The organism is Diaphorobacter sp. ED-3 (assembly GCF_027625375.1).
Lineage (GTDB): Bacteria > Pseudomonadota > Gammaproteobacteria > Burkholderiales > Burkholderiaceae_C > Diaphorobacter > Diaphorobacter nitroreducens.
In genome coordinates, this window is sequence record NZ_CP115182.1 from 3961383 (window position 1) to 3974404 (window position 13022).

7 protein-coding genes are annotated in these 13022 nt (G+C 71.2%); 3 read left to right on the forward strand and 4 right to left on the reverse strand.

The genetic code is table 11. The features are described 5' to 3' along the window. Positions 1-35: 35 nt before the first annotated feature. From PCQ86_RS19115 to PCQ86_RS19130, 4 genes are read right to left on the reverse strand one after another with little or no spacing between them, the layout of a single operon-like run. The gene (locus PCQ86_RS19115) at positions 36-686 is read right to left on the reverse strand and encodes a response regulator transcription factor (RefSeq protein ID WP_011807098.1); all 651 of its coding nucleotides are present in this window, start codon (positions 684-686) and stop codon (positions 36-38) included. Further along, the gene (locus PCQ86_RS19120; protein ID WP_270175467.1) at positions 686-2836 is read right to left on the reverse strand and encodes a two-component system sensor histidine kinase NtrB; all 2151 of its coding nucleotides are present in this window, start codon (positions 2834-2836) and stop codon (positions 686-688) included. Before PCQ86_RS19120 ends, PCQ86_RS19115 begins: the two co-directional genes overlap by 1 nt. After that, positions 2836-3651, reverse strand: a complete 816-nt coding sequence (locus tag PCQ86_RS19125; protein ID WP_011807100.1) for a carbon-nitrogen hydrolase family protein — start codon at positions 3649-3651, stop codon at positions 2836-2838. Before PCQ86_RS19125 ends, PCQ86_RS19120 begins: the two co-directional genes overlap by 1 nt. Beyond that, positions 3648-7766: a YhdP family protein gene (locus PCQ86_RS19130; RefSeq protein ID WP_270174501.1), complete on the reverse strand. Its 4119-nt coding sequence runs from the start codon at positions 7764-7766 to the stop codon at positions 3648-3650. Before PCQ86_RS19130 ends, PCQ86_RS19125 begins: the two co-directional genes overlap by 4 nt. Before the next feature lie 122 nt (positions 7767-7888). Here PCQ86_RS19130 and glnE point away from each other — a divergent pair, with 122 nt between their 5' ends. The 3 genes from glnE to PCQ86_RS19145 all read left to right on the forward strand — a co-directional run bounded on the left by glnE (position 7889) and on the right by PCQ86_RS19145 (position 13014). Next, entirely contained in the window at positions 7889-10627 is a 2739-nt protein-coding gene (gene glnE / locus PCQ86_RS19135; protein WP_270174502.1) for a bifunctional [glutamate--ammonia ligase]-adenylyl-L-tyrosine phosphorylase/[glutamate--ammonia-ligase] adenylyltransferase, read from the forward strand. Positions 10628-10957: 330 nt separating this feature from the next. After that, positions 10958-11563: a CerR family C-terminal domain-containing protein gene (locus PCQ86_RS19140; protein ID WP_270174503.1), complete on the forward strand. Its 606-nt coding sequence runs from the start codon at positions 10958-10960 to the stop codon at positions 11561-11563. After that, a complete protein-coding gene (locus PCQ86_RS19145) occupies positions 11560-13014 on the forward strand; it encodes an efflux transporter outer membrane subunit (RefSeq protein WP_088888086.1) in 1455 nt (484 codons plus the stop codon). The genes PCQ86_RS19140 and PCQ86_RS19145 overlap by 4 nt, the downstream gene beginning before the upstream one ends. The last annotated feature ends 8 nt before the right edge of the window (positions 13015-13022 follow it).

Below are 13022 nucleotides of genomic sequence, written 5' to 3' on the forward strand. Positions count from 1 at the left end.
AGACGACGCGCGCCCGCAAGGGCCCGCGTCTTTTTTTACGCCGGTGGCGCGGCGCGCAGCAGGTTGGCAAGCTCCACCGCCGACTTGACCTGCATCTTGTCGAACACGCGCGCGCGGTGCACCTCCACCGTGCGCACGCTGATGTCGAGCTGATCGGCGATGAGCTTGTTGGGCAGGCCTTCGACCACCAACCGCATCACATCGCGCTCGCGGTCGGTCAGGTCGGCCAGCCGGTCCTGCAGTTCGTGGCGCGCGCGGCAGGCCTCGATGTGCCGGGCCGACAGCTCCAGCGCTGCTTGTATGCGGTCCACGAGCTGATTGTCGGAAAACGGCTTCTCGCAGAAGTCGAACGCGCCGCGCTTGACCGTGGCCACGGCGGTGGGCACGTCGGCGTGGCCCGTGAGGAAGATCACCGGCATGCCCGCGGTGTCGCCGCGCTCCACCATCTTGTCGAACAGCGCCAGGCCGCTCATGCCGCCCGGCATGCGCACGTCCAGCAGCAGACAGCAGGGCTGGCGCTGCATGAGGCCGCTGGCGGTGCGCTCGGCCAGCATGGTCTCGAACGCTTCGGCGCTGGCGAACGCCTCGCTGAGCACACGGCGCGAGCGCAGCAACCAAGCCAGCGCCTCGCGCACCTCGGCGTCGTCGTCCACGATGTACACAGTGGCGTTGGAGGCGGGTTCCATCAGGGGTCGGCTTTCTGAAATGCGGGCAGGGTGAAAGTGAATACCGTACCACGCGGCTCACGCGCCGCATGGTCCAGAAAGCCTCCATGCTGCTCCACCACGGTGCGGCACAGGCTCAGCCCCAGGCCCATGCCTTCGACGCGGGTGGTGTAGAACGGCGTGAACAGTCTCTCGGCCACGTCCTCCGGAATGCCCATGCCCATGTCGGCCACCGAGAACTCCAGCCAGCTGTTGGACGCATTGGAGGCCGCGCGCCGCACCCGCAGATCGAGGATGCGCGGATGGATCTGCGGGTCGTCCATGGACTGCATGGCGTTGCGCGTGAGGTTCAACAGCACCTGCTCGACCATGGTGCGGTCGCACAGCGCGGGCGGCAGGCCGTCCTCGATCGACAGCACCACGCGCACGCCCAGCTTGCGCGCCTGCAGCCGGATGATGGGCAGCACCGCATCGAACAGGTCCTGCGCGCTGACCGGCTCGCGGGTCTGGTCGCGGCGCCGCACGAAGTCGTGCACGCTCTTGATCACGCGGCCCGCGCGCTCGGCCTGCGCTGCAATGCGCTGCACGCCCACGCGCACGTCCTGCAGGTCCTGGGGCGACGGCAACTCGGCGCCCGGCGCCGGCTCCAGCAGGTTGAGCGAGCCGTTGGCATAGCTGGAGATGGCCGCCAGCGGCTGGTTCAGTTCATGGCTCAGCAGCGATGCCATCTCCCCCACCGTGGCCAGGCGTGCCGTGGCCTGCAGGCGCTCCAGCGACGTGCGCGACAGCTCCTCCACGCGCCGCTGCTCGCTCACGTCGAGAAACGAGCCCATCCACCCCGTGTGCAGACCCTGTGCGTTGATCAACGGCGCTTCGTAGATCATGACGGGAAAGCGCGTGCCGTCCCTGCGCATGAAGGTGGATTCGTACCCTTCGCGCGGCGGGTCGAGCCGGCCCGACATACGCACCACCTGCCGCTCCGCATATTCCTGCGCGTGCTCGGGCGGCCAGTAGGGCAGCGGCGACGTCTGGCCCACCAGCTCGGATGCGGGAAAGCCCACCATGTCGCAGAACGCCGGGTTCACATAGGTGATGCGGCCGTTGAGGTCGCGCGCACGCAGCCCCGTGACCAGCGAATCCTCCATCGCCTTGCGAAAAGCCAGCGCGTCGCCCAGGTCGCGCTCGGCGCGCAGGCGGCGCCGGTTGTCGCGCACCAGCACCACCAGCACCGACACCAGCGCGATCGACATGGCCGTGACCAGGGCCGTGAGGACGTTGGGAAACACGCTGGGCGCGGCGTGCCAGCCGTCCATGCGCAGCACGAGGGTGTTGCCCGGCAGGTCGAACAGCTGCTGCGCCGTGAACATGCGCGAGCCGCGGCGCAGCGCGCCCACCAGCGCCAGCCGCGTGCCGTCGGCCTCGGTGAACGACACCTCCTGGGTGCGCTGCAGGCTGGGCGCCACCAAGTCCTGCAGCACGGTCTGCAGCGCGTAGGTAGCCACCAGGAAGCCGCGCACGCGTCCGTCCTGGATCAACGGCAGGCAGACCTCCATCATCTCGGCGCCCATGCCGTCGGGCAGGGGCTGGAAATAGCTGCTGGAGTACGACGGGCCGGTGATGCGCCGGGCGTTGGTACAGGCCAGCATGGTCTCCGAATGCGTGCCGCTGCGCGTGGTGGCGTCCCACGGCAGGGGGCGATAGGGCGACTCCGCATGTGCGCGCAGCAGCAGCTGCGTGTCCCGCCATTCGATGCGCACCAGCTCGCGGCGCGTGCTCAGCAGCTCGGCCGCGCGCGCCTCCCACGCGGCCAGATCGGGGTCGCCCGCCTGCAGCGCCTGCAGGTTCTGCAGGTTGTGCGCGAAGGCGTTGCGGATGTCGGCCACGGCGTCGGCAGTGTCGCGTTCCAGGCGGCTTTGCACCTGGCTGGCCTCGTAGCGGCCAGCCAGCCATACCTGGGTAACCAGCATGCCCGCCACCAGCGCCACCAGCAGCGTCCACAGGGACCAGCGCCGCCACGCACCCACCCAGCGGCGCCACCGACGGGGTACCTTGTCCTGGGGCCCGTCTTGGGGCGCCGAAGGGGGCAGCAGCGACTGCGGGCCCTGCTGCGGGCCCGCAGCATCTCTGTCCCGCCCGCCCGCCGGTCCGCCGCGCTCCACGGTGCCGCCCATCAGAGCACGCAATGCTCAAGCGCCGGCAGCTGGCGCCGCACCTGGCGCAGATGCGCCGCATCCAGCGTACCCAGGACCACGCCCGCGCCCTCGGGCTGCTGGGCCAGCACGCTGCCCCAGGGGTCCACCAGCATGCTGTGGCCCCAGGTGCGCCGGCCGTTCTCGTGCGTTCCGCCCTGCGCCGGCGCCAGCACATAGGCCAGGTTCTCCACGGCGCGCGCACGCAGCAGCACCTCCCAGTGGGCCCGGCCGGTGGTGTAGGTGAAGGCGCTGGGCACCAGCAGCAGGTCGGCACCCGCGCGCGCGTGCTGGCGGTACAGCTCGGGGAAGCGCAGGTCGTAGCACACCGACAACCCCACGCGCCACACGTTGCCATCCCGCGCCGGCAGGGCAAAGCGCACGCTCTCGCGCCCGGCCTGGATCACGCGCGCCTCATCGAAGCATTCAGTGCCGTTGTCGAAGCGGAACAGGTGGATCTTGTCGTAACGCGCCACGCAGTCGCCCGCGGGCGAGAACACCAGCGTGGTGTTGTGCACGCGCTCTTCGCTGTCGCACACCAGCGGCAGCGTGCCGCCCACCACCCACAGGCCCAGCTCGCGCGCCGCTTGCGCCAGAAACCGCTGGACCACGCCGTCGCCCATGGTCTCGCGCAGCGCCAGCTTGTCCGCATCGGCCAAGCCCATGGCGCAGAAATACTCGGGCAGCACCGCCAGCTCCGCGCCGGCCTGCGCCGCCTGCTCCAGCAGATGGCGCGCCTGCGCCAGGTTGGCCTGCAGCGCGACGCCAGAGACCATTTGCAAGGCTGCGACTTTCATGGTTTGTCTCCTGATGCCGGTGGAACGGTAGGGCTCGCTGCGCCTTCCGGCGCAGCGCTCTTGCGGCGCTGGATGCGCTCCACACGCGGTTCTGACCAGGTGCCGTCGATGCGGAATTCCTGCGTGGCGGCCTGGATCAGCGGGCCGCGCAGGAAAACCTGCGCGAGGAAACTGCCCAGGCCGATGACGGGGTTGATCGCCGTGGCCACGAGGGAAGCCGTCATGGCGTTGATTTCGGGCACGACCACCACGTGCAGGTCCTGCGTCTCGCGTTCGATGTCGGCGCTGCCTTCCATGAGCACGGCGGCATTCACGCCCTTCATCTGCAGATTGTTGGTGGTGGCCACACCGTTTTCGATGCGCATGTCGCCACGCACGAAGTCGAATGCGAAGCCTTCGCTGAACACGTCGCGGAAGTCCAGCGCGAAGCGCCGCGGCAGGGATTGCAGGCTCAACACGCTCAGCAGCTTGGCCAGTCCCGGGTCGGCCTGGAGGAACTGGCCTGCCTCCACGTTCACATTTATCTGGCCGCTCATGGTGCGGTAGTCGGGTGACAACGGCGAGCCCAGCCAACCCACCTGGCCCCCGATGCGTCCCTTGCCGTGGCGCACCACGCCATCCATGCCAAAGCGTGCCAGCAAGGCGCCGCAATCGCGGATGTCCAGCTCGAAGTCCATCACCGTGCGCCGTTGCGCCTGCGCCCCGCTGCCCACCAGCGCCCAGTGGCCCTGCGAGGTCAGCACGGCCTCGGGGGCGGTCAGATTGAACTTGGACAGGCGCCACTCGCGCTGGCCGCCCTCCGTGCCGCGGTTGCGCGCCTCGATCTCGATGCGCCCCAGGCGCCGTCCGCGCAACTCGAAATCCTCCACCACGATGTCCAGCGCCGGCAGCGTGCCCGGTTCGCGCGCATCGAGCAGCGCGTTGACCTGCGTCTCGGCCATCTGCGGAATGGCCAGCCGCGCCAGCCGGGCGTGCAGCAGCCCCTGGGCCGCATCGGCACGCGGCGCGGACGCGCCGGCAGGGCGGTACTCCAGGTACCCGTCCAGCTCATCGGCATCCACGTTGGCACGCCACACGGCGCCCTGCCGCGACGCCCCCACCACCACGTCGTGCAGCGTGCGCCCGTGCAGCGTGAGCGTGGCGGCACGCACGGCCAGGCTGGTGGGCAGGTAATCGGTGGCCAGTGCCTCCCCGGAGGGCGCGGGTGCCGGCACTACTGCCTGTGCCTGTGCTGACGGTGCCGAGGGCTCTTGCAACAGCGCCGTCCACGCATCCACGTCCAGCGCACCCAACACGGCGTGTGCCGCGACACCCTGGACGGGAGGCGCGGGCATCTGCGCCGGCGGCACGCCGATGGCGAGCGCGCCGCGCAGCACGCGCGCCTGCGGCCCGTCCAGTGCGCGCAGGTAGTTGAGCCTGCCCACGTCGCCCAACTCCAGCGTCAATTCGTCCTGCAAGGGCGCGGTATCCGAGGCTGCGGCCTCGGGCGTCAAGCGGTTCTCGAAGCGCACGGGCAACGGGGCCTGCGCTGCCTTGCCCAGTGGCGCGGGCGCCGTCAGCGAAAGACCGACGAGGTCGCTGGCCACCTGCAGTTCGGCCACTCCCCGCCGCACCCCCACGGCCACCGTGTAGGCGGCGCTGCCACTGGCGCCGCGCACCAGCCGCGACACCAGGCCCAGCTGCTGTGCCTCGCGCAGACCCTGGGCGGTGGCTGTGCCGCGCGCACGCACGCGCACCGAGGACTCTCCAGCCCCCGCCGGCGCCGCATTCATGCCGCCTTCCAGCCGTACCTCGCCCCCCAGGGCGCGTCCCTGCACGCCAACCAGCGTGAAACCGCTCTGGCTGAACTGCACCACGCCCCGGGCCGCGTTCACCAGGGGCGCCTCGGGCACAAAGTGCACGTCGTTGCCCGCCAGGGTGACGCTGCCGCGCACGGTGGACTGGTCAATACGGCTGATGGGCAGCGTCAGGCCCAGCTGCAGTTCGGCCACGCCGGTGGCGGCGGCCCGGTCCAGCGCCCCCTGCGTAAGCCGGGAGATGGGCGAGGCGCTCACCAGCGCCAGCATGTCGGGCAGCGGGCCGCGCACGTCGGCCCCGACCACCACTTCGGTGTGCTGCAGGTCCGCGATCTTCGCGTTCACTTTCTGCACCCGCAGCGCGGGATACCCGGCAAAGCGCCCCGTGGCGTTGCGCACTTCCATGCCCGCGCGGTCAAACACTAGCTCCCCCGACAGTGCCGTGAGAGCCGGCCAGGGCCGGTCGCCCGCGTGCAACAGCGCCGGTGGCACATAGCCGTACGTCACGTCCTTGACACGCGCTGCGATGTGGAATTCGCCCTCGCGCGGAACATGGCCATAGGGAAAGTCGTGCAGGTCGCCCTTCACGCGGAACTGCACCTGGCTGGCGGTCCCCGCAAGGATGGCGTCGCGTAAATAGTGCCGCGACTCCGCTGGCACGGTGAGCGGCAGGTAGCGATGCACGCGCGTGCCATCGGCCCGCGACAGCGTGCCCGAAAGGTCCAGCACCCCCGGAAAGCGCGCGCGCGCAGGCGACGCCGCAGGGTCGCCCGTGTGCCAGCTCAGCCGCGCCTCGCCCTGGGCGTCCGCATTGGCAAAGCGCAGCTGGCTGGTCTGGACCGCGATGCGCTCGCCCTCGATCTGCCAGCGCACCCCCGCTTCCAGCCGCTGCACGGGCACTACGGGCTCTTCAAACACGCCGGGCAGGCGCAGAGTCCCGTCGGCCATGGCCAACTCGGCCTGCCCCCCCGCCTGGGTGAGATCGAAAGACACCTGCGCACCACTGAGGCCGGCGACGGTAGGCACGGCGTCGTCCGCCGCCAGCGCCAACCCTGCGACCTTGCCGCGAACCTGGTACTTCTGCGGCTGCGCCAGCGGCCCTTGCCATTCGGCCCGCAACTGCTCCACCAGACCGCGCGGCGCATAGTCGCGCACCGCGCCGTGCACGGTGTCGCCCAGGGGCAGCCGGCTCGCGATCTGCGCCAGGGCGGCCAGGTCCAGCCGGTCTGCCTGCAGTTCGCCACGCTCTCGGCCTGCCTGGCCCTGTCCGCTGTGGCGCAGCGCCAGATTGCCGCCGGGCCAGCGCAAGCCATCGTCGGCCACGAACTGCAGATTCTGGGTGGACAGCTCAAAGCCGTGGTCCAGCCAGCGACCGCCCACCCGCCCCGTCACTGTGCGCAGCGCCAGTGGGCGCAGGTTCTTGCCCAGGGTAGCGTTGACCTCGTCGAGTGCCATGTCCACCGTGCCGCCGCCGATCTGGCCGCGCTGCACATCCACCCACGCGCGCACGGCGCCCCGGCCCTGCGCGACCTGCAGCCCCTCCAGATCGGCGTGCCGGTGCAGGCGCGACACGTCCACGCGCGGGAAGTGGGCGAACAGCTCGCCGCTCCAGCGCTGCCAGTCGCCGCTGTGCGTGGACAGCAGCGGCTGGCGGAACTGGCCGCGCAAGGTAAAGGGTGCGCCCCATTCGGCGGGCGGCGTGGCGTCCAGGCGCACCTGGTGGCGGCGCGCGCTGTTGCGCAGCACCACACTCACCTCGGTGAGCGCCAGCGGCTCGGCGCTACGCTGCTCGTCGGTCCAGCGCAGCGTGCCGGCGCGAATCGCCACCTCGGCCTGGGAGAACAGCCAGTCGGCCGCCGCACTGTCGCCCTCGGCGCTGTCGCGGAAGGCCAGGCCCGCGATGACGATGCGCCCGTCGCGCTCGCGGCGCATGTCCAGCTCGGGGCCTTCGATATAGATCTGCTCGAACCCAAAGCGCAGCAGCGAGCGCGGCGACAGCGCCACCATCACGCGCGGCAGGCGCAGCGCCTCGCGTCCCTGGGCGTCCAGCAAGGCCACGTCCTTCAGCTCCACCGAGGGGATCAGCCCTTCGCTGCGCGCGCTGATGGAATGGATGCGCACAGGTACCCCCAGTGCCCGTTGGGCCTGCTGTTCCAGCTGCGGACGGAAGTCGCCGATACGCGGCACAATCCAGCCATGCAGCCCCCCCCAGGCGGCCGCCAGCAGCAACCAGAAGGTCACCAAGGCGACCAATCCCCATCGCGCACAGCCCGCCACGAGTTTGAGAAGGCGGGAGGGATGGGGCGGAGACTCTGTCATGGCGGGCGAAACGATGGCAGGAATTATGACCCGCACATCCTCTGAGGGTTCAGCACCCCACGGTGTCGTTATGTACGGCCGCGCCCCGGCGTGGCCCGCGAGCGCACCGAGCAGCCCTTGCCATGCAGATGCCTTCGACTGATCCCGTGACCGCCGGCAGCCCGCCGTCGGAATACTCGCGCTTCCACCAGCGCCTGCACCGCCGTTACCAGGCCGAGCTGGCTCTGCTGCCACCGGGCGTGCCCACCCGCGAGACCATGGCCCAGGCCTGCGACGCCCTGCTGGCGCGCGGCCACGACCTGGGCGCGGCGCTGCGCATCCTGCGCCAACTGGTGATGGAGCGGCTGATCACGCTGGACTGCGACCAGGCCGCACCGCTGTCCGACATCACCCTGGCCGTGACCCGGCTGGCAGAGTTGGCACTGGACCGCGCCTGCCGGCACGCCCGCGCCGAGCTGGACGCGCGCCACGGCGCGCCGCTGGGGCCCCAGGGCCAGCCCGTGCAGCTGTGGATCGTGGGCATGGGCAAGCTCGGCGCGCGCGAGCTGAACGTCTCCAGCGACATCGACCTGATCTACGTCTACGAACACGAGGGCGAAACCGCCGGCCAGCCCGACGGGCGCGGCAAGCTCTCCAACCACGAATACTTCGCCCGCGCGGTCAAGGCCATCTACAGCCTGCTGGGCGACACCACCGAGCACGGCTTCGTGTTCCGCGTGGACCTGGCCCTGCGCCCGCACGGCAACTCGGGGCCACCAGCCGTGTCGCTGGCGTCGCTGGAGGAATACCTGCTGGTGCATGGCCGCGAATGGGAACGCTTTGCCTGGCTCAAGAGCCGCGTGGTGGCGCCGCTGGACTGCCTGGACATGCCGAACGTGCAGGCGCTGCGCGGCGTGGTGCTGCCCTTCGTCTTCCGCCGCTACCTGGACTACAGCGTGTTCGATGCACTGCGTTCGCTGCACCGCCAGATCCGCGACCACGCCGCCAAGCGCAGCGCCGGCCACCCCGAGCGCGCCAATGACGTGAAGCTCTCGCGCGGCGGCATCCGCGAGATCGAGTTCACCGTGCAACTGCTGCAGGTGGTGCGCGGCGGCCAGTTCCCCGAACTGCGCTGCCGCCCCACGCTGGAGGCCCTGGAACGCCTGGCCCGTGCCGGCCTCATGCCGCAGGAGACGGCCGAGCAGCTGGCGGCCGCCTATACCTTCCTGCGCCGCGTGGAGCACCGTATCCAGTACCTGGACGACCAGCAGACCCATGTGCTGCCCACGCGCGACGATGATCTGGCCTGGATCGCACGCACCCTGGGCCTGAACTGCTGCGACTTCCTGCGCGCGCTGGACGCGCACCGCGAGCTGGTGGCCCAGGAGTTCGACATCCTGCTCGGCGGCACGGGCCACAAGCAATGCAGCAATGGCGGATGCGGCGGCCCGCGTGCCGCAGCGGCTGCGTCGCCCGCCCCCGACCTGGAGGCGCTGCTGGAGCAACTGCCCGCCAAGGTGCGCGAGCGCGTGGCCGAGTGGCGCACCCATCCGCGCGTGCAGGGCCTGCGCGATGAGGCGCGCGCGCGGCTGTTTCGCATCGTGCAACGCACCGGGCGCTGGCTGGCCGAGGGCCAGGTCAACGAGGACGCCGCCGTGCGCCTGGTGGGCTGGCTGGAGCCACTGCTGCGCCGCGAGAGCTACCTGGCGCTGCTGCTGGAGCGCCCCTCGGTGCACGAGCATCTGCTGCACCTGCTGGGCGCCGCCAGGTGGCCCGCGCGCTACATGATGCAGCACCCCGGGGTGATCGACGAGCTGGCGGGCGACGCCCTGCTGTCCGAGCGCTTCGTGCCCGCCGACTTCGAACGCGAACTGGGACTGCGCCTGGCCGCGCTGCAGTCCACGGGCGAGGACGACGACGAGAACCTGCTCGACCTGCTGCGCCGCGCCCACCATGCCGAGACCTTCCGCACGCTGGCGCGCGACGTGGAGCGGCGCATCACCGTGGAGCAGGTGGCGGACGACCTGTCCGCGCTGGCCGACAGCGTGCTGCGCGTCACGGCCGAGTGGTGCTGGGGCCGGCTGCGCAACCGCCACCGTGAGCAGCCGCAGTTCGCCATCATTGGCTACGGCAAGCTGGGGGGCAAGGAACTGGGCTACGGCAGCGACCTGGACATCGTCTTCGTGTTCGACGACGACGACGAGCGTGCCCCCGAGGTCTACGCCGCCTTCGCGCGCAAGCTCATCAACTGGCTCACCGTGAAGACCGGCGAGGGCGACCTGTTCGAGATCGACACCGCCCTGCGGCCCAACGGCAATTCGGGCCTGCTGGTGACCAGCTTCCAGGCCTATGCCGACTACCAGCAGCAGCGCGGCAGCAACACCGCCTGGACCTGGGAGCACCAGGCCATGACGCGCGCGCGTTTCGTGATGGGCAGCGAAGGCCTGCACGCGCGCTTCGACGCCGTGCGCCAGGCCGTGATCACCGCGCCGCGGGATGCCGCCGCGCTGCGCAGCGAGATCGTCGCCATGCGCGAGCGCGTGCGCAGCGCCCACCCGGCGCCTGCGGACCAGTTCGACGTGAAGCACAGCCCCGGCGGCATGGTGGATGCCGAGTTCGCCGTGCAGTACCTGGTGCTGGCGCACTCCGCGGCGCACCCCGAGCTGCAGGGCAACGTGGGCAACATCGCGCTGCTGCAGCGCGCCGAGGCCGCCGGCCTGTTGCCTGCGGGCGTGGGCCGCGCCGCCGCCGACGCCTACCGCACGCTGCGCCACGTGCAGCACCGCGCGCGGCTCAACGAAGAGCCCACCCGCGTGCCGCCCGAGACGTTGGCCGCCGAGCAAGGCGCCGTGCGCGCGCTGTGGCGCGCCGTGTTCGGCTGAGTCGGCTACGGCATTTAGCTATATTTTTCATAGCTATTAGCGCTTACCCATAAAGCGCAAGGGGCACTTTTGATACATGGAATTTCCATTCGTGCGCAGATGTAGCGCCCCGTAAAAATCAAACAAACGTTTGATTCATCGCGGTCTAATGCGCCGCGATGACGACGTCCGCCCCCCCTCTCGCCCCCCCGCCCCCCCGCCCCGGCGCCCCCGGCGACAGCCCGCCGCCGGCGCGCACCCGGCTGCTGATGGCGGCGCTCAAACTGTTTTTCCGAACAGGGCTACGCCAAGACCTCGATCCGCGCGATCGCCGCCGAGGCCCAGGTCAACGTGGCCTCGGTGAGCTACTACTTCGGCGACAAGGCCGCGCTGTACGCGGCGCTGTTTTCCGCGCCCTTCGGCTCGCTGCAATCGCTGGTGCCCGACTTCATGCGCCCCTGCCTGTCCCTGCGCGCCGCGCTGCACTGCTTCTACCAGGGCGCGCTGGGGCCGCTGCACGACGGCGAGATGGCACGCCAGGTGGTGCGGCTGCACATCCGTGAAATGCTGGAGCCCACGGCGCAGTGGCAGATCGAGCTGGCAAAAGACGTGCGCGCACCCAACGAGGCCATGGCCGCGCTGCTGTGCCGGCACCTGGGGCTGCCGCAGGCCGACGACGACCTGCACCGCCTCACGCTCACCGTCACCGGACTGGCCTTTCAGCTGTGGAGCCACCAGGAAGTGGTGTGCGCCATGCAGCCACAGCTGCTCGCATCCCCGGCGGCCGTGGACCAGTGGGCGGAACGCCTGGCCGACTACGCCATGGCCATGGTGGCCACCGAGCGGCGCCGGCGTACGCGCGCTCAGCCTGCCACCCCTTCGGCCCCGGCCTCGCCCTCTCCTTCGACCTCTTCCACGCCCCGCCGGCGCACCGCCCGCAGGTCTACCGCACCATGAAGCGCCCCGTCCTCCAGCGCCTTGCGCTTTCCACCCTGCCCCTGGCACTGGCCGCCTGCGCCGTGCAACGCCCGCCCGCGGCCGTGCAGGCACCCGCACCCGCCGCCTGGCACGCACCGCTGCCCCACCAAGGCAGCGTGGCCGATCTGGCCGACTGGTGGCAGCGCCACAGCGACCCGCTGCTGGGCGCGCTGATCGTGGACGCACAGGCCCTCAGTCCCACGGTGGCCGAGGCCGGCGCCCGTCTGGCACAGGCCCGCGCGCAGCAGACGGCCGCACGCGCGGCGCTGCTGCCCAGCCTGGACGCGCAGGCCAGCGCCAGCCGCGGCTTCAACGAGCAGGTGCGCGGCGTGGCCACCACCGCGCAGGCGGGGCTGCAGGCCGGCTGGGAGATCGACCTGTTCGGCCGCAACGCCGCCGTGGCGGACGCCGCGCGCGAGCGCCTGGCCGGTGCTCAGGCGCAGTGGCACGAGGCCCGCGTTTCCGTGGCGGCCGAGACGGCTCTGCAGTACAGCAATTGGCACCACTGCGCGCGCCAGTTGCAAGTGGCGCAGGCGGATGCGCGCTCGCGCGGCGAAACGGCCCGCCTCACGCGCGAGAGCGAACGCGCCGGCTTCACCGCCCCCGCCACTGCCGCGCTGGCCACGGCCAGCCAGGCCGACAGCGCGGTGCGCGCCGAGCAGCAGCGCCTGCAGTGCGAGGTGATCGTCAAGACACTGGTGGCCCTCACCGGGCGCGACGAGCCCCTGCTGCGCACGCAGCTGGCTGCCGCGCCGCCGCTGCACCCGCCCGAGCAGCTGTTCAGCATCGACGGCCTGCCCGCGCAGACGCTGGCGCAGCGGCCCGACGTGTACGCCGCCGAGCGCGAGGTGGCGGCCGCCAGTGCCGAGGTGGGCGACGCCCAGGCGCAGCGCTACCCGCGCCTCACGCTCAGCGGCACCATTGGCCGCGGGTTGGTGCGCACCGCGGGGGTGCAAGCCACCAGCAACACCTGGTCCATCGGCCCGCTGGCCGTCACGCTGCCGCTGTTCGACGGCGGTCGCCGCGCCGCGCAGGTGGATGCCGCCCGTGCGCGCTACGACAGCGCCGCGCAGGCCTACCGCGCGCAGGTGCGCCAGGCCGTGAGCGAGGTGGAGCAGGCCCTGGCGCGGCTGGACAGCACCGCGCGCCGCAGCACCGACGCCCGGCGCGCCGCCGAGGACTACCGCCGCTCCTTCACCGCCACGCAGGAGCGCTGGCGCGCCGGCCTGGCGAGCCTGGTGGAACTGGAGGATGCCCGCCGCACCGCCCTCGCCTCGGACACCGCCGTGGTCGCGCTGGAGCAAGAGCGCATGGCCGCCTGGGTGGCGCTGTACCGCGCGGCCGGCGGCGGCTGGACGCCCGAGGCCGACGCGCCGGCGGCCCAGACTTCCACGCAGGCGGCCACCACGCCCCCTTCTTCTTCGCACTAAATCCCTTT